The organism is Gilliamella sp. Pas-s27 (assembly GCF_009795865.1).
GTDB lineage: Bacteria > Pseudomonadota > Gammaproteobacteria > Enterobacterales > Orbaceae > Gilliamella.
This window is the reverse complement of sequence record NZ_WTEW01000019.1, coordinates 22,119-42,457: the sequence shown is the minus strand read 5'-3', so window position 1 is coordinate 42,457 and position 20,339 is coordinate 22,119. Positions and strand designations below refer to the sequence as shown.

General features: G+C 34.0%; 32 protein-coding genes. 16 read left to right on the top strand and 16 right to left on the bottom strand.

The window, feature by feature from the left end; translation table 11 throughout:
* Nucleotides 1-13: 13 nt before the first annotated feature.
* The 5 genes from artP to sbcB form a co-directional block, all read right to left on the bottom strand.
* Nucleotides 14-742, bottom strand: a complete 729-nt coding sequence (artP, locus tag GQ589_RS08540) for an arginine ABC transporter ATP-binding protein ArtP (RefSeq protein WP_160399867.1) — start codon at nt 740-742, stop codon at nt 14-16.
* A gap of 164 nt (nt 743-906) precedes the next feature.
* Complete coding sequence (locus tag GQ589_RS08535) at nt 907-1,503, bottom strand: ElyC/SanA/YdcF family protein (protein ID WP_202115061.1); 597 nt, start codon at nt 1,501-1,503, stop codon at nt 907-909.
* A 52-nt stretch (nt 1,504-1,555) separates the two neighbouring features.
* Nucleotides 1,556-2,245, bottom strand: coding sequence for a CidB/LrgB family autolysis modulator (locus GQ589_RS08530; protein ID WP_160425613.1), 690 nt, complete (start codon nt 2,243-2,245; stop codon nt 1,556-1,558).
* A complete protein-coding gene (locus GQ589_RS08525) occupies nt 2,242-2,697 on the bottom strand; it encodes a CidA/LrgA family protein (protein ID WP_160425611.1) in 456 nt (151 codons plus the stop codon). Before GQ589_RS08525 ends, GQ589_RS08530 begins: the two co-directional genes overlap by 4 nt.
* 97 nt (nt 2,698-2,794) lie before the next feature.
* Nucleotides 2,795-4,228, bottom strand: a complete 1,434-nt coding sequence (gene sbcB, locus GQ589_RS08520) for an exodeoxyribonuclease I (RefSeq protein WP_160425609.1) — start codon at nt 4,226-4,228, stop codon at nt 2,795-2,797.
* Between the two features lie 176 nt (nt 4,229-4,404).
* On the opposite strand from sbcB, the gene GQ589_RS08515 reads away from it, so the two are divergent.
* The gene (locus GQ589_RS08515) at nt 4,405-5,574 is read left to right on the top strand and encodes a site-specific integrase (RefSeq protein WP_160425598.1); all 1,170 of its coding nucleotides are present in this window, start codon (nt 4,405-4,407) and stop codon (nt 5,572-5,574) included.
* On the opposite strand, the gene GQ589_RS08510 is transcribed toward GQ589_RS08515, so the two are convergent.
* The 11 genes from GQ589_RS08510 to GQ589_RS08460 all read right to left on the bottom strand — a co-directional run bounded on the left by GQ589_RS08510 (nt 5,558) and on the right by GQ589_RS08460 (nt 10,853).
* On the bottom strand, nt 5,558-5,740 hold the full coding sequence (locus GQ589_RS08510) for an AlpA family transcriptional regulator (RefSeq protein ID WP_160425596.1): 183 nt from the start codon (nt 5,738-5,740) through the stop codon (nt 5,558-5,560). The genes GQ589_RS08515 and GQ589_RS08510 overlap by 17 nt on opposite strands.
* A 97-nt stretch (nt 5,741-5,837) precedes the next feature.
* Nucleotides 5,838-6,233, bottom strand: coding sequence for a hypothetical protein (locus tag GQ589_RS08505; protein ID WP_160425594.1), 396 nt, complete (start codon nt 6,231-6,233; stop codon nt 5,838-5,840).
* 56 nt (nt 6,234-6,289) lie between these two features.
* Complete coding sequence (locus tag GQ589_RS08500; protein WP_091123797.1) at nt 6,290-6,493, bottom strand: hypothetical protein; 204 nt, start codon at nt 6,491-6,493, stop codon at nt 6,290-6,292.
* A complete protein-coding gene (locus GQ589_RS08495; protein WP_160425591.1) occupies nt 6,486-6,716 on the bottom strand; it encodes a hypothetical protein in 231 nt (76 codons plus the stop codon). Before GQ589_RS08495 ends, GQ589_RS08500 begins: the two co-directional genes overlap by 8 nt.
* 3 nt (nt 6,717-6,719) lie before the next feature.
* Nucleotides 6,720-7,466 carry a KilA-N domain-containing protein gene (locus GQ589_RS08490; RefSeq protein ID WP_160425589.1) on the bottom strand — a complete coding sequence of 249 codons (747 nt, stop codon included), beginning with the start codon at nt 7,464-7,466 and terminating at the stop codon, nt 6,720-6,722.
* Entirely contained in the window at nt 7,463-7,786 is a 324-nt protein-coding gene (locus GQ589_RS08485) for a hypothetical protein (protein ID WP_160425587.1), read from the bottom strand. Before GQ589_RS08485 ends, GQ589_RS08490 begins: the two co-directional genes overlap by 4 nt.
* A 2-nt stretch (nt 7,787-7,788) precedes the next feature.
* Nucleotides 7,789-8,016 carry a hypothetical protein gene (locus tag GQ589_RS08480; protein WP_160425585.1) on the bottom strand — a complete coding sequence of 76 codons (228 nt, stop codon included), beginning with the start codon at nt 8,014-8,016 and terminating at the stop codon, nt 7,789-7,791.
* A gap of 8 nt (nt 8,017-8,024) precedes the next feature.
* Nucleotides 8,025-8,234, bottom strand: a complete 210-nt coding sequence (locus GQ589_RS08475) for a hypothetical protein (protein WP_065590908.1) — start codon at nt 8,232-8,234, stop codon at nt 8,025-8,027.
* Nucleotides 8,235-8,475: 241 nt separating this feature from the next.
* Complete coding sequence (locus GQ589_RS08470) at nt 8,476-9,360, bottom strand: hypothetical protein (protein WP_160425582.1); 885 nt, start codon at nt 9,358-9,360, stop codon at nt 8,476-8,478.
* Complete coding sequence (locus tag GQ589_RS08465; protein WP_160425580.1) at nt 9,353-10,123, bottom strand: HipA family kinase; 771 nt, start codon at nt 10,121-10,123, stop codon at nt 9,353-9,355. Before GQ589_RS08465 ends, GQ589_RS08470 begins: the two co-directional genes overlap by 8 nt.
* A gap of 85 nt (nt 10,124-10,208) precedes the next feature.
* Nucleotides 10,209-10,853, bottom strand: coding sequence for a LexA family transcriptional regulator (locus GQ589_RS08460; protein WP_160425578.1), 645 nt, complete (start codon nt 10,851-10,853; stop codon nt 10,209-10,211).
* A 112-nt stretch (nt 10,854-10,965) separates the two neighbouring features.
* Here GQ589_RS08460 and GQ589_RS08455 point away from each other — a divergent pair, with 112 nt between their 5' ends.
* The 15 genes from GQ589_RS08455 (at nt 10,966) to GQ589_RS08390 (ending at nt 20,255) form a co-directional block, all read left to right on the top strand.
* On the top strand, nt 10,966-11,172 hold the full coding sequence (locus GQ589_RS08455) for a helix-turn-helix domain-containing protein (RefSeq protein ID WP_065590912.1): 207 nt from the start codon (nt 10,966-10,968) through the stop codon (nt 11,170-11,172).
* On the top strand, nt 11,169-11,453 hold the full coding sequence (locus GQ589_RS08450; RefSeq protein ID WP_160425576.1) for a hypothetical protein: 285 nt from the start codon (nt 11,169-11,171) through the stop codon (nt 11,451-11,453). Before GQ589_RS08455 ends, GQ589_RS08450 begins: the two co-directional genes overlap by 4 nt.
* Before the next feature lie 173 nt (nt 11,454-11,626).
* The gene (locus GQ589_RS08445) at nt 11,627-11,974 is read left to right on the top strand and encodes a hypothetical protein (protein ID WP_160425574.1); all 348 of its coding nucleotides are present in this window, start codon (nt 11,627-11,629) and stop codon (nt 11,972-11,974) included.
* 2 nt (nt 11,975-11,976) lie between these two features.
* Nucleotides 11,977-13,542, top strand: a complete 1,566-nt coding sequence (locus tag GQ589_RS08440; RefSeq protein ID WP_160425573.1) for a DEAD/DEAH box helicase — start codon at nt 11,977-11,979, stop codon at nt 13,540-13,542.
* Nucleotides 13,539-14,513 carry a primase-helicase zinc-binding domain-containing protein gene (locus GQ589_RS08435; RefSeq protein WP_160425571.1) on the top strand — a complete coding sequence of 325 codons (975 nt, stop codon included), beginning with the start codon at nt 13,539-13,541 and terminating at the stop codon, nt 14,511-14,513. Before GQ589_RS08440 ends, GQ589_RS08435 begins: the two co-directional genes overlap by 4 nt.
* A 122-nt stretch (nt 14,514-14,635) precedes the next feature.
* Entirely contained in the window at nt 14,636-14,863 is a 228-nt protein-coding gene (locus GQ589_RS08430; RefSeq protein ID WP_160425569.1) for a hypothetical protein, read from the top strand.
* Between the two features lie 4 nt (nt 14,864-14,867).
* Nucleotides 14,868-15,980, top strand: coding sequence for a DUF1133 family protein (locus tag GQ589_RS08425; RefSeq protein ID WP_160425567.1), 1,113 nt, complete (start codon nt 14,868-14,870; stop codon nt 15,978-15,980).
* Nucleotides 15,981-16,205: 225 nt separating this feature from the next.
* Nucleotides 16,206-16,661, top strand: a complete 456-nt coding sequence (locus tag GQ589_RS08420; protein ID WP_160425565.1) for a type II toxin-antitoxin system Phd/YefM family antitoxin — start codon at nt 16,206-16,208, stop codon at nt 16,659-16,661.
* A complete protein-coding gene (locus tag GQ589_RS08415) occupies nt 16,661-17,071 on the top strand; it encodes a type II toxin-antitoxin system death-on-curing family toxin (protein ID WP_160425563.1) in 411 nt (136 codons plus the stop codon). Before GQ589_RS08420 ends, GQ589_RS08415 begins: the two co-directional genes overlap by 1 nt.
* 164 nt (nt 17,072-17,235) lie before the next feature.
* Nucleotides 17,236-18,468 (top strand): hypothetical protein, encoded by a 1,233-nt coding sequence (locus GQ589_RS08410; RefSeq protein ID WP_160425561.1) that lies wholly within the window; start codon nt 17,236-17,238, stop codon nt 18,466-18,468.
* Between the two features lie 192 nt (nt 18,469-18,660).
* Complete coding sequence (locus GQ589_RS08405; protein WP_160400886.1) at nt 18,661-18,885, top strand: phage holin family protein; 225 nt, start codon at nt 18,661-18,663, stop codon at nt 18,883-18,885.
* Nucleotides 18,845-19,378 carry a lysozyme gene (locus tag GQ589_RS08400; RefSeq protein ID WP_160425558.1) on the top strand — a complete coding sequence of 178 codons (534 nt, stop codon included), beginning with the start codon at nt 18,845-18,847 and terminating at the stop codon, nt 19,376-19,378. The genes GQ589_RS08405 and GQ589_RS08400 overlap by 41 nt, the downstream gene beginning before the upstream one ends.
* On the top strand, nt 19,345-19,467 hold the full coding sequence (locus tag GQ589_RS12430) for a hypothetical protein (protein ID WP_255471164.1): 123 nt from the start codon (nt 19,345-19,347) through the stop codon (nt 19,465-19,467). The genes GQ589_RS08400 and GQ589_RS12430 overlap by 34 nt, the downstream gene beginning before the upstream one ends.
* Nucleotides 19,446-19,907: a lysis system i-spanin subunit Rz gene (locus GQ589_RS08395; protein WP_160425556.1), complete on the top strand. Its 462-nt coding sequence runs from the start codon at nt 19,446-19,448 to the stop codon at nt 19,905-19,907. Before GQ589_RS12430 ends, GQ589_RS08395 begins: the two co-directional genes overlap by 22 nt.
* 9 nt (nt 19,908-19,916) lie before the next feature.
* Nucleotides 19,917-20,255 carry an HNH endonuclease signature motif containing protein gene (locus tag GQ589_RS08390; RefSeq protein WP_160425554.1) on the top strand — a complete coding sequence of 113 codons (339 nt, stop codon included), beginning with the start codon at nt 19,917-19,919 and terminating at the stop codon, nt 20,253-20,255.
* Nucleotides 20,256-20,339: the final 84 nt, after the last annotated feature.

Genomic DNA, 20,339 nt, shown 5'->3' with positions numbered 1-20,339 from the left:
AATTTTATTTTAATTAATGTGACAAATAAGCTTTAAATTCTTCAGTTTTAGGATGAGTAAAACATTCAAGTTGCCCTTGCTCTATAATTTTACCTTGTTCCATATAAATTACTTGTGAAGCAACCTTGCGAGCAAAATCGACTTCATGAGTAACAATAATTTGCGTAATACCTGTCTGCGATAGTTCATTAATAATTTCAGCAACTTGTGAAGTAATAGCCGGATCTAATGCCGCTGTTGGCTCATCAAATAATAAGATTTTTGGCTCCATCATTAATGCTCTAGCTATTGCAACACGTTGTTGTTGTCCACCAGAAAGGTGGAGAGGGTAACGATGAGACATATCATTAATTTGTAGCCTTTCTAATATAGCCATTGCTTTATCACTTGCTTCTTTTTTTGATAGTTTTAATACTTGGCAAGGTGCTTCAATCAAATTTTCTAGTACGGTTAAGTGCGGCCACAAATTATAATTTTGAAAAACCATACCAACATGTTTTCTTAATAATCTAACTTTTGATTCATTGATTTTTTTTGAAAAATCAAAATATGAGTTAGCAATAGTCATGCTGCCTGATGTTGGAATTTCAAGTAAATTAAATACTTTTAATAAAGAGCTTTTACCTGCTCCACTTTGACCTAGTAATACAATAGTTTCACCTAGTGGATAGCAGAGTGAAACATCATTTAATGCCTGATGCTCACCATAAAAGCAGTTAATATGACTTAATTCAATGTTCATTGTTAATTAAATATTTTGTATAACGATAAATTTGACTAAATATTACTTTTTTTTGCATAAAAATGCAATCTAATTTATTAGACTATTGCGTTTTTATTTTGTTCTTATACAAAAGTCATAGCTTTCCTGAAACTTTTTGACAAAATTTTTATTATTAATAATAGCTATTGAGAATTGGATAGGATTGGAATAACAGGACCAAGATATTTAGGTTCTTTTTTTAGAATATAAAGATCAATAAAAGCACTAACTCGCGCAAACATTTCTCGGATTCGAACTAACTTCATGCTTTTAGGGGAAGGTACTGCAAAGCATTGTGCTTGTATACCTTGAGCAAGCGCAATGAAAATTGCTCTTTCGCAATGAAACTCTTGAGTGATGATGGTAAAATCATTCGCATCAAATACTTTATTGGCCCGAACAACTGAATCAAGGGTTCTAAAACCTGCATAATCTAAAACAATTGAGTCACTAGGGATACCTGCTTTTATTAAATCTTTTTTCATTGTAATGGGTTCGTTGTAGCTCAAAAGAGCGTTATCTCCACTAAGTAAAAGATAATTAACTTTACCTTGCCAATAAAGCTCAATTGCTCCATCAATTCGATTTTGGTAAAACCCATTTATAACACCGTTGCGAACATATTTTGATGTACCAAGTACAACACCAATCTCTCGATAGGGAAGTTTATTTTCATCATGGTAGATATAAGGTGCTGTTTTATAACTAATCCAATAATCTAAACTGACAATTACTGCCATCAAAAAAAAACAGAAGCTAGCAATATAAGCAATAATTTTTTTAAATTTCATGCTAAAACCAGTTAAAAATAAAAACCATTATTGGAAATAAAAACGGAGCTGTCAATGACGTTATAATACCACATAAAACTAATGATAATGAACTATATGCTCCTTCATTATAGTCCATCTCAATGCAACGAGCAGTACCGACTGCGTGTGAAACAGCGCCAATGGATAATCCTCTTGCTGGAGCCGATTTTATTTTTACTAGATTTAATATCTGGTGTCCAAATATACCGCCAAGTATTCCAACAAGTATTACACATAATGCTGCTATAGATGGAACTCCACCTTGGTTACTTGCAATTGTTACCGCAATAGCTGTAGTGACTGATTTTGGTAATACTGATGCGGCAATTTCGTTATTTCCACCTAGCCAAAATACAATGCAAACTCCGGTTATCATTGATGCAAGTGAAGCTGTTAGCGTAATAATCATTATTGATTTCCATCTAGCTTTGATCTGTGGAATAAGTTCATATAAAGGGTAGGCAAGGGCAACAACAGAATAAGGTAATAAGTCATTAATAATTTTCACATTATTAACATATTGAGTGTAATTTGTTTTGGTTATTAGTAAAATTGGAATTAAAACAATAACTGTAACCACTAAAGGATTAAATAATGGATTTTTTATTTTAAATGACATTTTTCGAACAATGAGAAAAACACAAAGTGTTAATGGTAACATCCATATCATGGCTGATTATCCTCATTTTTTGGTGGTACAGTTGGATCTTGATTTACTGTTTTATGGAAATGTTCTGTTAAAAAAGCAGTAAAAAGCAGCACAATTAGAGTACCGCCAACACTGCCAAATATAATTGGTACCCAATTTTGCAATAAAAGTGAATAATTATCCATAATCCCCATCGCTGCAGGAACAAAAAGTAATGTCATGTAGCGCATAAAAAGATTACAACTATTTTTTATCCAACAAGTGGGTATTAATTGAAAAGCCAGTAAAAAAAATAAAATTAACAATCCAATAATACTACCTGGAATTATTATTGGTAATAATTTAGAGATTATATTACCTACCCATAAACAAAGTGTTAAAACAAGAAGACCTCGACCATAACTAAAAGCAGTATAGTATAAAGAATATAGTCGATGTTTAATTGTGGCGTGCTTGGCTAAAAAATGTTTCATAATATAAATGCTAATTATCTTAATCTTTAATTATGATGATTATCCCTATGGTTAGGATGAAATATATTTGTTTATATCATACGCTCGCTAAAATTAATTATCCAACTAAATAATGACAATAGTTATAAAGCTGTTTAATTATTGCTAGTTTTTTGGGGTGCTGAATATACTTTTCAGTAAGTTGTTCTAATGTTAATAAATAATCTTGTACTTTTAATGTATTAAGTTTGTCACGGCAGTGATCTAGCCATATTAGTTGTTCTTGTTCAGTTAATGTTTGTGGATAATTTCGTGCTTTGTATCTGAAAAATAGAGGGGCTAAGCGAGAATCATCAAATGTTAATGATAAAGTATCTAATAAATTAGCAGGTGTTGTTCGAATTGTTTCGCAACGTAAACTATCTTGTTTATTTAAAAATCCATTATATATTTGGGCATCAACATCAGGATGAGTAGAATAATTTTCATTTATTGCAAATAATTCTGCCATTTTATTTTGTAGTGTTTCTTGATGCTGGAATAATTTTTGTTGCTTGATTAAACAAAGATCTACATCAATATTAAACCTTTTGCTATTTTGTGATAATAATGTTTTTATTGGAGCAACAATAGGACATTTATTAATATGAATTAACTTTAAAGGAATTCGTGATTCATTAAACTCAAGATTTTCTGTTTTGGTATAGAGCTTTTCTTTAATCTTTTCTACAGGTAAATCAATAATTGAATCAATATCACCCATTAAGTCACAAACAATCACTGCGTTATTTTGTAATGGATGCCAAGCAATTGGGCAAACTAATGACATATTGCCACGATAATTACCAAGCATGCCTGATACGTGAACAATAGGTGTCATGTTGACGGTATTAATAAGTTCTGCAACTCTATTTTTATTGCGTAATGTAAAAAAATAATTGAAAAGCTTAGGTTGTTTTTCTTTTATTAATTTGGCTATTGCTATAGTTGCATAAACATCAGACATAGCATCATGCGCATGTTCATGTTCAATGTTGTTCGCCTTTGATAAATGTTCTAAGCGAAAGCTTGGCTGGTCTTCATTATTTATTGGCCAATTAATACCTTCTGGCCTAAGTGCATAACAAGCACGAACGACATCAAGAAGGTCCCATCTGGAATTTCCGTTTTTCCAACTATAGGCATAAGGATCATAAAAATTACGATACAAAATATTTCGCGTTACTTCATCATCAAAGCGAATATTGTTGTAACCTAAAATACATGTATTGGGCACACTAAATGCTTGATGGATTAAACGAGTAAATTCCGCTTCACAAAAACCTTTTTGGTTTGCTTCTTGGGGGGTAATTCCTGTAATTAATGCTGCTTCAGGATTTGGCAAGTAATCTTGAGATTGTGAACAATATATAACCAATGGTTCTTCAATAATATTAAAATCTTCATCAGTTCGAACTCCGGCAAATTGAACAGGTCTGTCTAGAGCTGGGTTGACACCAAAGGTTTCATAATCATGAAAGTAAAAACTTGGCTGTTCTTGGGTATTTTTCATTGTGCTTCTTTGTCCGTGATTGTTCTTTTATTTATTTAAATTCAATGGTATATAATAAATTTTTGTTCATTTTTGTTTTTAGCTATTTAAGCATTTTTTTAGTTGTTCACTTGCAAATGTGTACAGATTGAGTACATAATTATATTTTCATATGTGTACAGAATGTAGAAAATAAAATGGCATTAAGTGATACAAAATTAAAATCAATATTAAATAAACCTTACACAGGGTTGCCTGAGTTAACCGATGGTGATGGTTTGGGAGTAAGAATATCACAAAAAGGAACAATTGCGTTTCAATTTCGTTATAGATGGAACGGAAAAGCTCAAAGAATGACAATAGGACGTTACCCATCATTATCGCTTAAAGATGCTAGGATTTTGGTCGGTGAGCTGAGAGACTTATATAATAAAGGAATCGACCCAAAAAAGCACAATCAAGCAAACAATACAGGTATGACTTTGAATGCTTGCCTTGATTATTGGATGGAAAAATATGTATCAACGCTTAGAGATAAAACTGCCACACTATATCAAGCCGTTGTATGCAAAAATCTTTATAATCAATTTCCTGATATACCAGTTAATGAGATACCTGTGCGTGACTGGGTCACTTTTTTTGAAAAGCAAGAACAAATTAATCTTAAAAGAGCCAGAACAATACTAGTACAGGCTAAATCTGCAATAAATTGGTGTATTAGTCGTCAAGTTATAGACTCATGTGAGTTAATGAAATTAAGCCCTAAAAATATAGGCGTTAAAACTGAGATTGGTGATAGGGTATTAACGTATAAAGAGTTGGCAAAAATATGGCTAGCAATTGAAAATAGCAGGGCATCAACAATAAATAAGCTTCTACATCAAATGCTAATGTTATGGGGGGCTAGAAATTCAGAATTACGACTTGCTTCTGTTGATGAATTTGATATGGGTGAATTGATTTGGACAGTTCCAAAGGAACATAGCAAAATGGGTAACGTAATAAGAAGACCTATTTTTGAACAGATTAGACCAATGGTGGAAAAATTACAAAATATGTTTAATGATAAAATGTTTCCCGGGACATCGTTAAATACTCCTATTACAATTTCAGCAGCTAATAGGTATGTAAGACGATTACGTGAAAAATTAGATATGCCAGAATGGAGCTCTCATGATTTTAGACGTACTTTATCAACTAGATTATCAGAGGAGGGAGTTATGCCCCATATCACAGAAAGGATGTTAGGGCATGAACTTGGTGGTGTTATGGCTGTTTACAATAAACATGATTGGTTAGAAGATCAAAGAAAGGCATATGAATTATATGCTGATAAGATCCTTTGGCACATCAAGCACGTTGATTAATTCCGCCATTATTAAACCAGTCAATTACCGCTTTTTTATTGTATCGCTTTGGATAATTCAATACAGCAGCAGGAAAACCTTTATTTTTTGTCAAATTATAAATTGTTGTCCTGCTTTTGATGCCAAACTTTTGCATGATTTCCTTTTCTTCGATTAAGTCATACATTTTATTTTTCTCCAGACTTTTACTTGTACTGTATTTTCGCCAAATTTGGCGTTAATTCATTAGGGAGGGGTATTCCCCCATTGGGGGGGATTGTTTATTATTTGTTTAGCTCTGATGGTTTCTTCTCAACAATCTTCATAAATCCAACACCGAAATACTTAATATAAAGATCATTAATAAAAAATAGCATTTCGTTAGCCATACCAAGTCTTTCCTCATCCCAGCTATCAAGTGCAGTATGCACCTCGTCTGCAATAATGCCGAATGCGTTAGCGGCTAAAGCTGACTGATTTAAAAGCGCACCAGCTATAAATGAGCTGAATTGATTGCGTATATCTTCATTAGAAAAGTTATTAAGTAAATTAGAATCATTTGTAACTGAAAAATCAGCACTTGGGTTATGCTTTTTTGCTAATCCTATAAATTGCTGTCTTACCGTATTTGCCGCAACTTCATTTAATTCGCTGTTAATAATCATTTTAGTTAAGTTCATCTTTATGTCTCCTATTTAACATGTACGCATCAAGTTTGTTATTTTGTATTTTTCCATTAGTCGCTTTTACCTTGTGTTAATTGATACTCAATAGCAGAACGGAACCCTTGCGCAAACACATCAAAGATTTGTGCTGTATCGTTTTCAACATAGTTGTTTAATGCTTTGATGCTTGGGTCTCGAACCAATGAAAAATCTAGCTTATTTTTAACAACAAATTTTTCAAAACAAGTGTGAACAGTAAACATAAGATTATTCATTGGATGATTCCTCCATTTTTATAAAAGCATTTTCTATAACACCTTTTAATATCAGTAACGCAGAACCGAATTGATTCATGGTTTCATCATCCACAGTAGTTAAATCGGCACAACGAAGCGTGTCAGCAATAGCACCGATACCGTCATTTGCGATACTAAGCACTTCTCTTAATTCTTCTTTAGAGGCGGATTTTAATGATAAATAATTAACTGGGTTATACATGGGTTATACCTCCATATGTGATTTAATGGCTTTTATTCCATTTTCGTTGTAACGAAAGTTGGTGACTTGTTTATCTGAATGTTCGGCTTTATCTAGCACAAAGATGCCGTTTTCAGCCGTCTTCAAATTGTACTTATTAGCAATTAGTCCTACTTTATGACACGATATTCCCAGTTGTGCACCGACTTCTTTTGCTGAATAAGTTTGTCCATCTAGAATAGGATAGGGGACAACAGAACCTGCGATTGGATTAATTAAGTTAGCATAGATAGCTTGTTTTGATGGCGAGCTCAAATTAGATAAGTTGCCACATAATTTTTCAGCAACGTTATAAACTTCTTTTATCGCTCTCGCTTTTCTTAATTCTGGTAATCCTGAGTTGTCGATTTTTGGTGTAGGTGTAAGCTCGCCTTTTTTGTAATCCAAAAATACTTGGTTAACCGTCAACTGAAATTTTGGACTGATCCAACCGGCATAAGAAATGGCCAAAAGTTCGTGGGCGAAAGTACCTTGATTAATACCGCCTTTTGTGACAGTGATTATTTCTTGACCGAAGGCAGAATTCTGCCTTAGCTCTTCAATAAGTTCTTGAGTAGACTTTGTGGCTAACCACGCTTTAGGTCTTTTAGCATCTTTGCCCCCACTAGCTTTATGTAGCGCATTAAGATTATATCGACCTTCGTTATCAGTTGTGATAGAGATTCCAGCTATTACTGGACAAGATAAATTGTTTTTGATACTATTTTTCATGGTTTCATTCCCAAGTTGTTGGTTTGATTTTCCCCTTTGATGGCGGTCTTAGGGGATCCGCTGTTTGCCTTTTCCCTGATTTCCATAAGTATTTGTGGAAATACTTCATATATGCAATTGAGATCACCCGTTTCTAAAAATCGATTATGAATCTTGGTTAAAGGTTCGATAGCATTTATGCATCGATTATTTAACTGCCTTATCACATTAGGGATTTCTTTTGCTGAGAAAAGAGCACTAAATAATGGCTTTTTCCCTTCACTAACCAAAAGAGATATAAATGGCTCATCTAAAAAACATCCTAAGCTGAAATTACTCATTTTTACTCCCACCCAACAGGTTTTGATAATTTTTCTAATTTACTTCTTATGTTTTCAATAACATCAGCAACCAACCACGCCGAGCTATTAATTTGATTATTGGCATAATCTCCGTCTGGTTTTGTTACTGTTAGAATTAACCCGACAACGCCTTTTAACTGCAATAATTGGCAATCAATTTCTTCATGCTCATCAGCGGTTAATTGAGTACATACATTCTTGTCGTTCATTTTTTACCTCATTTTTGTCTTGGTAAGTTATCTAAAGCTTCTAATGTCTCTTCTAACCGATCTGCTATCATCCAAGCGCAAGTGTTAACGTGGTCGTTTCTATTATCGGAATCTGGGGATGTTGTTTCATTGATTAACATGGCCACCGCTTTCATTTGAATTAGTGTTTCTTGGATTCTTTCTCGTGATTCGTGGTTTAATAAATAGGCAGTCTTCATAGTAGCTCCTTATTGAGGTTGATTTTTTATTAACCATTTGAATTAATTCAGATATGATGGTTATTAAACTAAAATAAAGTTGATAAAAGTAATGTTACAGTCAAAACTGTATTAAGTAAACAGATAAAACTGTATTTCTAGCTGTAATTAATCTAACTGATTATTTTTTAATCAGAAAGGTGCTTTAAAGTTGTGGTGGGGGGATTTTAGGCGTGAAAAAACCCGCACTGGGCGGGTCTGTTTAAGCTACAAAATTGAATTCAGCTCTCTCAATCCTTTTTAATGCTTGCTGCGGAGTGTTCACAGGGGTAACTATGATTGAGTGCTTATCTCCAACTTCTTCTAGCGTTAATAAAGCATCATTTAATCGCTTCATCTGTCGCTTGCTAAATGTGATATCATCTTCAGTCGGTCTATAGACAATAAGCTCATGTGTACTTCGTGTAAAGAAATTATCGTGATCCTTGATAGCAAATAAATCTAATAATCTTGCTTTGTTTTTATCTAAATCTGTCCCTATGTTATTTGGTCTTAATCTTTCGGTATTAATTGCAGAGCGATCACTTAGGAAAAATATCTTAGCAGCTCTAGCTTCTGATACAACCTTAAATTCTCTATCAAAATAACGATCGAAGCTTGGATGATTATTTATAGTTATATCTTTTAATAATTTTGACCAAGTGTTATCTGATGAATATTGATCATTATCTTCATCGTTAGAATAAAAGTCAAGGGATGACAGGCTTGATGTTAGCATCACAGCTTGCCTAAGAACCCCGATAATATCACTGGATGAGGTGCTTTTTATTTTACCCAAAACAACACCTTGCATAGGAACATTCCAGTTTTCTAGAATTTCTGTTTTGCTTAGATGTGAAGTAAGACTAGAAATAATTAATTCAATCAGAGAGTTAAACTGATCTGATTTGTTACCATACATAGCTTTAACCACGCACTGTCTAATAGATTGTCTAATTTTAAATTCACCACCTTCGCTAACAGCTACCACAGCGATAGTTAGTTTTTCTCCAGAGCCCATGATTGGCTCAAAGTAAATTGGAGCCCAAATGGCTTTATAAGTTGGCGCTTGTGGTATTGTGGATAATAATTTATTACTATCAAACATTTACAAAATCCATCTGGTTTGGGTTAATTCTATTGTTTATGATTTTTTGAATGAATTCACTACGACTAGTTAGAAAATATAGTAACTCATTTTTCGATTTATGAGCAATAGGTATTTTATTAATAGCTTTAGCTATTAGATTATTATTATTTATTTCTTCTATTTCTTCGCACCAAATAGTTAATCTGTTGCATAGCGCAATTTTATCTAATTTATGTTCACAAGATAACTCGGTAAATTTACATAGCAAATGATTAAATAATATATTATTCCAATCTTCATCATAGTCTGGTGTAAATTTATCTAATTGCATTGATAAACCATGATCAATCATAGCTATATCTTTTCCATTGTATAATAAATTACCAGAATGTCGGTCTGGATTGATAATAAATTCATCAAAAAAAGATGCGCTTTCAAGGGCGCTCCAGTTTTTAATTATTGAATGAAATTCAATATAATATGGGTCTTGAATATTTAATCTATGATAGAGATTTGGATACCCAACATCAAGAGAACCGAAACAGAAAACATCATTTTGGTCTAATAGTAATATAGGTTCAGGAATTGGTAAATTTATTAGTCTACCTAATATAGCACAAATTAATTCTTTTAATATCTCAATTCCTTTTATATACTTCGCTACAACAGGATATTCTTCATTATCACAACAAGCGATACATCTGAAAGAATTATTTATGCCATCTTCGATAGGTTCCGAATCACTAATAATTCTTCCTACTTTTACCATATTGTCTGTCATCAAGTATTATTCCTTACATTATTGATTTAACAACTTATTTATTCAAAAACCGCCGAAGCGGTTAGCCGTGTTTTATTTTGAACTATTATCTTTTACGTCTAAATATTCTGTGCTCAACCATTGTGCCAACTATTCTTATTTGCTGGGTTAGTGTACTCATTGTTGTATAGTCAGGGTTTAACGGAATTAGTTCAAATTGCATCCTTTCATGCTCATCATGTCCTAACTCTCTATATTTTTTGAACGTAGCTTCTGATTCGCCGTTCATTGCAACAACAAATTCACCAGGAATGGGTCTAATAGCTGGATCTATGATAACAACATCACCTTCTTTAAATTCTGGCTCCATTGAGTCGCCTTTTATTTGTAATGCAAATGCTTTATCTGATAATTCCAATGAAGTCATAATGTATTCAAATCCTGTTGAATCTCTTAATTCGCATGATTCAGTCCAAACTCCTGCTTGAACATAACTAATTAAAGGTACTTGGCTAGCCTTTAGCGCTATAGGCTCTACATTTTTTACTTCTTTCTCTTTTCCGCTTAATAACCATGCCATATCACATTTAAGAGCAACAGATATTTCATATAAATAGCGAGGTTTTTTTACTTCCCCACTTTCAATTGCTTGATAAGATTGTTGTTTTATTCCAACTTGTGAAGCTACTTGTTCCTGCGTTAAGTTCAATTCTTCTCGTCTAGCTCTAATTCGTTGACCAAGATTATTCATTTTTTAAAGTCCTCATTGTTATGGAAAAAATAATACAGATAAATCTGTAATTGACAAACAGTATAAACTGTTATCTAATACAGTAACAACTGTTAAATAAGCAGGGTTATATATGAGTATTGGAGAACGAATTAAACAAAAGAGAATTGAACTAAATCTAAGTCAATCTTTTTTAGCTAATTTAGTTGGTATGAAACAACAGTCAATTAGTGATTTGGAATCAGGAAATATAAAAAAACCAAGGAATATTGTAGAAATAGCCAAGGCTCTGAGTTGTTCTGTTGAATGGCTGTATTACGGAAATGAAAATAAGCAATGAATAATGAAACAAATATTAATTATTGCTTACCCGAAACTTATTGCAAAGATGATGAAAAGTGGATCATCGAAATGCTATCAAAGCTACCTAAGCAAGTTAGGAAAAGGGTATCTGCGTTATATACAGATGTATTTATAGCCGAATATAAAAAAGAGCCAATAGCACACAAAAAGGAGAATAAGGCTCGTAGAGAAGCCAATACAAGGCTTCGTAAATATGTAAAACGTTATTCAAGTGTAATGAGTTGTCAGGTCTGTGAGCCGCCAATAGTTACACTGTAACAAAAATCCTCAACGTGTTTTTGAGGTACTCATCAAGAGAGAGAAGCGGCTTTTGATGGGTAAGGGCGGGGGTGCTTGGTAGTTTAATAATACTACTGAGTATATATATTTTATAACTATTCCAAAGAAAGAATTATTTATATAGATCTTAATTATTATATATAGGGGCATGAATGAAAGCTGAGATTATAGCAATACTATCCAAGCAGTTTGACAAGACGACGGTATCGGATAAGCGGTTTTTTATGTCGGCATTGATTGCTAAGTTGAACCTAAATGGTTATGTGGTTGAGAAGGAGGCGAAGCATCCTTTCTTGGAAAATGCAAAGATCAACCTCAAGGTAAGTAAGAGCGGTAAGTCTTGCTGGATTGAGCTTGATAACAAAAGCCCTCGTATTCGTTCACTGGAGCGTATTCAGTCACTAGGTGAACATGGTGAGCAAGGTTTTATTTTGTTGCGGAATAGTTTTTTATCTCAGCACAAAACGTTAGGCATTGATGTGGTTTCAGCGAGAAGGTAATCATGCTTAATATCACTCCAAATCACGCTCAAAAAAATGGACTTGCTGAACTTCGTCAAAACTGGAAGGAACACCGCACATTCATGGTTAGTAGCCCAACAGGGAGCGGTAAAACAGGTCTTGCCGCATTCATTACTGATGGTTTTATTAATAACAATATGCGCGTGTTATTTATTGCTCCGTACACGGTTTTGATTGAACAAACAATGGCTCGTTTTGTTCAATACGGGATTGATGAAAATCTTATTTCTGTGATTTGGCAAAAGCATGAATTATATGACCCAAGAAAACCGATTCAGATAGCCAGTGCCGATACTTTGATTCGCCGTGAACTTCCTGCTGATGTCGATCTGATTATCATTGATGAAGCCCATTTAAAACGCAAAAAATTACTGGCATACATCAAAGAAACATCAGCAAAGGTTATCGGGTTATCAGGAACACCTTTTGCAACATTCCTAGGGCAATATTACGAAAAACTTATAAAGCCAACCAGTATGAAAGAATTAATACAACTTGGTGAGTTAAGCCCTTATGAATTCTATGCACCAACTAAACCCAATTTAAAAGGTGTTAAATCTCATAACACAGCGATGGGGAACGATTACAACGAAGATGAGCTAGGCGAAATTATGTGCGGTGCTGATTTGGTGGGTGATTTAGTACAAAACTGGTTAGAACACGGTAATGACTTACCGACAGTTTGCTTTTGCGTCAATGTTAAGCACGCAAATTATGTCACTATCCAGTTTAAAAAATCGGGGATTAACGCTGAGGTTATGACGGCTAGCACTCCACAAGATGAGCGCAAATTAATTATTGAACGGTTTGAGTTGGGCATTACTAAAATCCTTGTCAATGTTGGTGTACTTGTTGCTGGTTTTGATAGTGATGTTCGATGTGTTATTTATGCCCGTCCAACGAAGTCAGAAATCAGATGGGTTCAGTGTATTGGTAGGGGACTTAGGACAGCTGAGGGAAAAGATAAGTGCGTTATTTTTGACCATAGTGGAACGGTTCACCGTTTAGGTTTTCCCGATGATATTGAGTATGACAAATTACCGTCAAAGGATGATGGTATGAAGGATAATAAAATCCAAGAACGCCAAATTACCGAGAAAAAGCCAAAGGAATGCCCGTCTTGTAAATTTATGAAGCCGATTGGTGTTTATACATGCCCTAAATGCGGTTATGAGCCATTAGCTAATGAAGATGTCGAAACAGACGAAACCCGTAACATTCAAAAAATCAACAAAGGTAAGCGTACTGAGTATAGCCAATCAGAAAAGCAATCTTGGTGGTCTCAAATTTTGTTTTATCAGCATCAAGTAGCACAAACTAAAAATAAATCATTAAGCGATGGATGGTGCGCTCATGTTTACCGAAGCAAGTTTGGCGTGTGGCCAAGAAAGTTGAATTATTGCTTAAAAGAAATTGGTCCTGAGGTGAGAAATTTTATTTTAAGTAAACAAATTGCATACGCTAAAAGCCGTGGGGTATCAACACAAAAAATACAGCAAGACTTATCGTTAGCAACTGATGAAGTATTATTGGGCGGTCAAGCATGAGAACCGTGGACGCAATCAAGTATCACATTCCTGCTGTTTTAGCGCATTATAATTTGCCTCCAATCACTGGAGGTAAACATTATCATGGTGAATGTCCTATGTGCGGTAAGAAAAATCATTACCGCATGGATAACAAAGACAATAAAGGGACTTGGATTTGTAGTTGTGGTAATGGTGATATTTGGAAGCTATTGCAAACAACCCAGCAAAAAGATTTTAAAACGTTAGCGAAAGAAATCGATCTGCTGATCGGCAATTCATACACTAATAATAATCAGCCTAAACCGCTAAGAAGCAATATAAATGAGCTTAGGAACAAGGTTATTAAAAAATTTAATAATCTTGAATCACTAAAAGGAACTCAGGCAGAAAAATACCTCAATAATCGTCATATTACGCTACCAGCTAATGTATGCAACATAAAGTATTCACCAAGCGAGGGAAAGGGACATACTGCATTAAGTGCTATTTATGCATTAGCAACGGATCTTAACGGAAACCTGTGTTATCTGCATCGCACGTTATTAAATGGAGACAGTAAAGCCAATATTACTACACCTAAGAAGCTAAATAGCTTACAGGATGAAAATTATTTGACTTATGCCAAATCGGTAGCGATTCGATTATTTCCCGTTTCGTCAACGCTTGGCATTGCTGAGGGGGTAGAAACGGCTTTGTCATGCTATCAAATTTATAAATGTAATACATGGTCTACTATCAATGCGGCATTTTTAGAAAAATTTATAGCACCGCTTGGCGTTAAGCACCTGATGATTTTTGCTGATACTGATTGGAATTTAACAGGACAATCAGCCGCATTTAAGTGCGCTAAGAATAACCTTTTATCAATACATAACGATGTTGAAAAGGTAACGATTAGATGGCCAGAAAAAGGTGATTTTAATGATGTCTTGATCCAGGGGCTAAAAGTTTATGAATGGGTGAGCTTAAAAGAGAAAAAAGGGGAGTAGGCGTGACTTATAAAATAACAAATGCAAAGCATAAAAAATATATCGAAGAATTCTATTCAGTCACTAAGTTTTTAGTTGCTGTCATTGTGATTGCGTTATTTTGGGGTGCGAGGTAGTGAAACGTGGTGACTAAAGCAGAATTAAAAATATTAGAAAAAGCATTTATGGCAGGATTAACAGGAACCTATTTTCAAAGCCAATCAAAGCTAGCCAAAAAATTAATTGAGGACGGTATGTTACAAGAGGTTACATCAGAGGAAATAACTTGCTTTGGGATGATGACAGTTAGGCATTTAACCTTAACTTTATTAGGTCATTTTATATATTGTGATAGTTGCGCAGAGGGGTAATTTAATGACAGCTGAAAAAATCCTACAAGGATTAACTCGCAAATCAGCACAATCAGCTCATTCAATTCGTCGGTTAGGTCGAACAGCTAGACGTATTGGAGAAAATAAGCGTCATCAGTTTTTAAAAGATGCTGTGCATTATGACCAGAACACAGGTATTTTTACGTCTGCTTATAAAGAGGGTATCCATGTTAAAGGTGTGCATGACAAGCAAGGTCGGTTATTTATTGTTGTAAATAGCCGTAAATACGCTGCAGAACGACTGGCGTGGTTTTTAGTTACTGGCGAATGGCCAAAACGTAAAATCCAGCACAAAAATGGCAATATTGCAGATAATCGCTTTGATAATCTAGAAGAAGCTCGAGCAATTGAAAGAAAGATACCTAAGGTAAATTTATTAGAGGGCGTGCATTATTCAGCATCAGATAATAAATGGGTTGCTATTGTTTATCGTAATCGGCAACACTACAATTTGGGACGTTATACCAGTGAAAAAGCGGCAATAAAAGCGGTTGCAAGGTTTACCAAAAATCTGAATGAAGATGCGTTAAAAAACGAGAGTGCATACAATGTATTGGCACAATTGAAGAATAAAAAGCAACTTGGTACCAGTATGTCACTGACAGCTTACCAACGCTTATTTATTGAAAATATTCTTACAGGTTGGGGAGCGTGGGCATATCAAGAGATAAAAGAAAGTAATGAGAATGTGATTGCTAAAATGATGCTATCATCCTCCGATATTAGTAATACTGCGCTAGTTGATATTATTGATAGTTTATATAACCAAGGATATCAGGGGAAAGAGTTATTCGAAAAAGCTAGTGATATTATTGCTTCATTAAGACACCGCTGCGCCGAACAATTAGCTGATGATGAAGCTTTAAAGGTGGACAAGCTTTTAATTGAAACATTCGGCAGAAACAGCCCTATTATCAAAATTGCGGTTAGCTATTATGTTTATGGTCACGCTATGTCAGATATAGCTAATTATCTCGAGAAAATAACAGATTATAAACTAACTAACTATCAAGCAAGAAATAGAGTTAATTGGTGTTTAGATTACCTTAAAACGAGATTTTATCGAGCTTATCAACTTTGGGGCGAAAAATCGTAAAAAATGCTTGAAATTATATGTGGCGCATGATATAAATGTGTTATATTCGACGCGAATAGTTGGACGTAAGCCTTGTTAGAGATAACAGGGCTTTTTTGTTATCTGCTACAACGCGGGAATGCGGACGTAACAAACTGATAGAAAATGCAGTGTGACAGTCAACCCGTATTATTATATTGTGTTCAGTATTAAATCGTGCTAGCCTGTACATGTGCAGGAGAGCGTATGAATAAATATACTTACACTAATATGAGATCTGAACTTTCAGATATTCTTGATAAACTAAGGTCTGGAGAATCAGTAATAATAACTCAAAAGGGTAAACCTGATGTTATTTTACAAGGTTCCTCCATTTCGCAAATTAACGATAATATTCATAAAGAAAAGAACTTATTTGTAGATCTCCACAAGACATGTGAGTGTGAGAAAACTTCAGCTACTTCTTCAGCTCAATCATTGGCTGTCTCATTACCGTTGAATGCAGAGGTCATAAAGTTAATGCAATCACATGCTTTTAAACAACTGAGAAATGTAGTTGAATTGCCAGGTTTTAAACAAGCTACAAAAACCATAAAGGAAATACAAAAGTCTAAATCTAGTTTGTCTCCAGAATTTTTAGAAGCACTAATTTTGACGCAAAAAAAACATGCTGAAGTTATCAAAAAATTGGAAGATAAGTAATGAAAGAAATTAAGTTTCTTACGGTTGAACAGGTGATTGCAATTCAAAAGTCAACACTTCCAAATAGCGGAACACCAGATATTGGTAGGTTAGAAGGGGCATTATTTAGAATACAAACTTTAAAGGACTATGAAGGTTGTCAAGATGTTTTCAAATTTGCGGCAATGTATTTAATTGCAATAGCAAAAGCTCATGCTTTCATGGATGCAAATAAGAGAACAGCTTTTCAGGCTACTAGTATTTTTTTGCTTTTAAACGGATATGATTTAAATCCATCTGATGAATTAGTTAAACTGACATTATTTGCAGCAACGGATGAGGCTAACATTGAAGGAGCGGCTTTGGCATTAAAGTTGCTATCTAATTATAAAGCTGATCTTTTACTTGAGACAACGGAACATTATTCTTAATTTATAAGCAGACGAAAGTCGGTTTTTTTTATAAAGTCAAAATTCTTCCTTTAAAGCAACTGAATACTACGGGTTGGCTAAGATTAATGAGAACACAAATATAGTTTTATAAATATATTTTTTTGTATTATACTGAAAGAAAAATTAATAATTAAGGTTAATATGTGTTTATTAAGGTAAAAAGAGAATTTCATCCTGTTGGTCAAGGTGCTTTTTATTCAGAAACATTCACGAATGTTTCTGATAAAGAAGAAACTTTTAGAATGGTTTTTGATTGTGGTAACGATTTAAAACATAATGATAATGGTAATGATAATTATATTAAAGTTTCCGTTGATGATTATGTAAAAAAAGAGCTAAAAGGTGAAATAGATTTATTATTTATATCTCATTTTCATAAAGATCATATTAGATATCTAGTAAAATACAAAGGACACTATAAAGTCAAAAATGTTGTTATTCCTACTATTAATGATCATGAAATATCTTTATTATTATTAGGTTTTAAACTTGAAAAGAGTGATATCAATTATAATTCATACATCCAACTTGTGACGAAACCAGGTGATTTTTTTAAACGTGCCAAAATTATTCGTATAGGAAGTAATGAGGATGACATTCCAGAAAATGTTTTAAAGACATCTAACAAATCTTATAAGTTGACATATGAAAAAGAATGTTTTTCTTTATCGTATCATGGTAAACCAATATGGCAGTATATTCCTTATAATTTTATAAATAGTAATAATGACGCATATAAAAAATTTTCAGATCACTTTAAAAAAATTGGCTTAACAGAAAAAGAGCCAATTGAATATGTAAAAGATATTTGCAATAACGAGATAGGAAGAATCTCCTTCGAAGATTTAACTTCAATTTATAAAGATATATATTCTGATTTAAATAAACTTTGTATTGGTGTTTTATCTCTTCCTACTAAATCTGTCTATAATTTCCTTTGCCTCCACCATGACTACTACCATTACTGCCACCATTACCGCCACCATTACCGCCACCATTGCTGCCACCATGGCTGCTACCATTATCAATATTTTTTCAGTTGTTTATATACTGGAGATATGCCTTTTGAGTCAGAACATATATCAAAAATTAAAAAGATTATAAGTGGAAATAAATTTTCTAAAGACGTAAGTATAGATACTGTGCAAATTCCTCATCATGGGAGTGGGGGAAAATATTTTGATGAATCTTTTTTTGAATTGAATTTTAAAAATGCTGTTATGTGTTTTGGTTCAAAAAACAAATATGATCATCCTAGCAAAGATTTATTGATAACTTTAGCATTAAAAGAAAAAAACATAAAAATTATTACTGAGGATAATAAAACAAAATTGTTATATGAATTTATATTTGATGTTCAGTGTAGCAATTCTTGATTGTCGCAACATATAAAATGCTTATATTGCCGTTTTTACATCTAAATTAAACCCTGACCTAATAAGTCGGGTTTTTTATACCCAAATTTTGAGTATTCACTCAACATCGAATCGACAGCAAAGCTAGACACACACATAACTAACATTTAGCTAGTACGCTGTCACATCATTAACTAACAAGAAGAATTAATTATGGAAAGATACTCATCACCGATATCTTATTTCTGGGGTGTTTTATGCACGCTTTTAGGTGCGCTTAGCTTAAATGATATTGCCATTATTGTCGGTATTATTTTATCAATAGCGACATTTATCATTAACTGGTTGTATAAACGCCGAGATTTCCATCACAAAAAGAACCTGAGAGAGCAATACTATGAAAAACACAACAAGAATAGCGACGAGTGCGATTTGTAGTGTTTCAGTAATCATCGGGATTGTTATTGCTAATTACTCAGACGAAATCAGAACGAGCAAAGCAGGGCTTGAAATAATCGGTAATGCAGAATCATGCGTACGAGAGCCGTATTATTGTCCCGCTAATGTATTAACGGTTGGTATTGGCTCTACGGGTAACATTCAACAAAAAGTCTATTCAGACGAGGAAATAGCAAAACGTTGGGTAGATGATATCAAAACAGCAGAAATGTGCGTTAATCGCTATGCTAATGGTTTTCATTTGCCTCAACATGTTTTTGATGCTGTTACTTCGATTACGTTCAATGTTGGTTGCACAAAGGTGCGTACTTCAACAATGTATAAATATCTGAATAATGGTGATTATAAAGCGGCTTGCAATGAGTTTCCGCGGTGGAATAAAGCGGGTGGTAAAGTGTTAAAAGGGCTGGTTATTCGTCGAGACAAGGAGAAAGCATTATGTCTATCGTATGCTTCGTCATCGCTGCAATAATGGCAATTAATGGTGTTGATGGTTGGGGTTGGTTTTTATTTGTGTCGTTATTGCTGAGTGATTCATCATGTTCAAATTGTCCAAAGTAAATATAGCGTTGATTAGTGCATTGGTTTTTGTTAGTTATTTTGCATACAACTGCTGGCAAGATGAAAGGCTTGCGGTAATGAGAGCAAATAAAGCCGAAGCAAAGTACGAAAAATACATACAAGATAATAATGAAGTTAAAAAAATTGAATCAAACATTATTGAGGCTATTAAAAATGGGTATGCTAAAACAGATGCTTTGCGTAATGATGTCGATAATGGTCTTGTCGAGTTGCGCGTCAAAGTCGAATCGGTCGAACGGGATAGTACCGCCTCCAGCAATATTGCTAACAAAGCCTTACGACTTGCAAAGTCTGCTCAACAAGATTATTACAATCTCACCAACGCAATCGAGTACAACAAAGTAATGATTGATGGGTGGCAGAAATACTATTGTAAAGAGATTGCGCCTAAGAACGGCACAGAGTTTATGTGTGATTAAGATAATACCATGATAAACGTATACAACAACGCCAGATGGCGTAAAGCCCGATTAACATATCTACAACGTAACCCGTTTTGTGTAATGTGTAAGAAGCAAGGTAGATATGAATTCGCTACAGCGGTAGACCACATTATCCCCCATAAGTTAGAACAAGCATTAATATCTAAAGACCCAATAAAGATAAAGAAAGCCCAAAAGCTATTTTGGGATTCATCAAACTATCAAGGATTATGTAGCACTCACCACTCAAGCACTAAACAACGTATTGAGAATAGAGGAGTAGAGATAGGATGCGATGTGAACGGTATGCCTTATGGTGGGCATTGGGTTGACTGTAAAAAATAAATCGTTATTTTACAAAAAGTTATAAAAATCATAAATAAGAGGGGGGGTGGTAAATTTCTACAACTTTTGGTCGTCCAAACCGCC

Excerpts from the sequence above, each read along its gene's own strand:
- GQ589_RS08480 (WP_160425585.1), bottom strand. The coding sequence starts at position 8,016 with ATGAACGACAAGAATGTATGTACTCAATTAACCGCTGATGAGCATGAA.
- GQ589_RS08515 (WP_160425598.1), top strand. The coding sequence starts at position 4,405 with ATGGCATTAAGTGATACAAAATTAAAATCAATATTAAATAAACCTTAC.
- sbcB (WP_160425609.1), bottom strand. The coding sequence starts at position 4,228 with ATGAAAAATACCCAAGAACAGCCAAGTTTTTACTTTCATGATTATGAA.
- GQ589_RS08395 (WP_160425556.1), top strand. The coding sequence starts at position 19,446 with ATGTTCAAATTGTCCAAAGTAAATATAGCGTTGATTAGTGCATTGGTT.
- GQ589_RS08505 (WP_160425594.1), bottom strand. The coding sequence starts at position 6,233 with ATGAACTTAACTAAAATGATTATTAACAGCGAATTAAATGAAGTTGCG.
- GQ589_RS08475 (WP_065590908.1), bottom strand. The coding sequence starts at position 8,234 with ATGAAGACTGCCTATTTATTAAACCACGAATCACGAGAAAGAATCCAA.
- GQ589_RS08420 (WP_160425565.1), top strand. The coding sequence starts at position 16,206 with ATGAATAAATATACTTACACTAATATGAGATCTGAACTTTCAGATATT.
- GQ589_RS08530 (WP_160425613.1), bottom strand. The coding sequence starts at position 2,245 with ATGATATGGATGTTACCATTAACACTTTGTGTTTTTCTCATTGTTCGA.
- GQ589_RS08500 (WP_091123797.1), bottom strand. The coding sequence starts at position 6,493 with ATGAATAATCTTATGTTTACTGTTCACACTTGTTTTGAAAAATTTGTT.
- GQ589_RS12430 (WP_255471164.1), top strand. The coding sequence starts at position 19,345 with ATGTCTATCGTATGCTTCGTCATCGCTGCAATAATGGCAATTAATGGT.
- GQ589_RS08495 (WP_160425591.1), bottom strand. The coding sequence starts at position 6,716 with ATGTATAACCCAGTTAATTATTTATCATTAAAATCCGCCTCTAAAGAA.
- GQ589_RS08470 (WP_160425582.1), bottom strand. The coding sequence starts at position 9,360 with ATGTTTGATAGTAATAAATTATTATCCACAATACCACAAGCGCCAACT.
- GQ589_RS08415 (WP_160425563.1), top strand. The coding sequence starts at position 16,661 with ATGAAAGAAATTAAGTTTCTTACGGTTGAACAGGTGATTGCAATTCAA.
- GQ589_RS08435 (WP_160425571.1), top strand. The coding sequence starts at position 13,539 with ATGAGAACCGTGGACGCAATCAAGTATCACATTCCTGCTGTTTTAGCG.
- GQ589_RS08455 (WP_065590912.1), top strand. The coding sequence starts at position 10,966 with ATGAGTATTGGAGAACGAATTAAACAAAAGAGAATTGAACTAAATCTA.
- GQ589_RS08485 (WP_160425587.1), bottom strand. The coding sequence starts at position 7,786 with ATGAGTAATTTCAGCTTAGGATGTTTTTTAGATGAGCCATTTATATCT.
- GQ589_RS08510 (WP_160425596.1), bottom strand. The coding sequence starts at position 5,740 with ATGTATGACTTAATCGAAGAAAAGGAAATCATGCAAAAGTTTGGCATC.
- GQ589_RS08465 (WP_160425580.1), bottom strand. The coding sequence starts at position 10,123 with ATGACAGACAATATGGTAAAAGTAGGAAGAATTATTAGTGATTCGGAA.
- GQ589_RS08460 (WP_160425578.1), bottom strand. The coding sequence starts at position 10,853 with ATGAATAATCTTGGTCAACGAATTAGAGCTAGACGAGAAGAATTGAAC.
- GQ589_RS08440 (WP_160425573.1), top strand. The coding sequence starts at position 11,977 with ATGCTTAATATCACTCCAAATCACGCTCAAAAAAATGGACTTGCTGAA.
- GQ589_RS08450 (WP_160425576.1), top strand. The coding sequence starts at position 11,169 with ATGAATAATGAAACAAATATTAATTATTGCTTACCCGAAACTTATTGC.
- GQ589_RS08535 (WP_202115061.1), bottom strand. The coding sequence starts at position 1,503 with ATGGCAGTAATTGTCAGTTTAGATTATTGGATTAGTTATAAAACAGCA.
- GQ589_RS08525 (WP_160425611.1), bottom strand. The coding sequence starts at position 2,697 with ATGAAACATTTTTTAGCCAAGCACGCCACAATTAAACATCGACTATAT.
- GQ589_RS08400 (WP_160425558.1), top strand. The coding sequence starts at position 18,845 with ATGAAAAACACAACAAGAATAGCGACGAGTGCGATTTGTAGTGTTTCA.
- GQ589_RS08390 (WP_160425554.1), top strand. The coding sequence starts at position 19,917 with ATGATAAACGTATACAACAACGCCAGATGGCGTAAAGCCCGATTAACA.
- GQ589_RS08425 (WP_160425567.1), top strand. The coding sequence starts at position 14,868 with ATGACAGCTGAAAAAATCCTACAAGGATTAACTCGCAAATCAGCACAA.
- GQ589_RS08445 (WP_160425574.1), top strand. The coding sequence starts at position 11,627 with ATGAAAGCTGAGATTATAGCAATACTATCCAAGCAGTTTGACAAGACG.
- artP (WP_160399867.1), bottom strand. The coding sequence starts at position 742 with ATGAACATTGAATTAAGTCATATTAACTGCTTTTATGGTGAGCATCAG.
- GQ589_RS08490 (WP_160425589.1), bottom strand. The coding sequence starts at position 7,466 with ATGAAAAATAGTATCAAAAACAATTTATCTTGTCCAGTAATAGCTGGA.
- GQ589_RS08405 (WP_160400886.1), top strand. The coding sequence starts at position 18,661 with ATGGAAAGATACTCATCACCGATATCTTATTTCTGGGGTGTTTTATGC.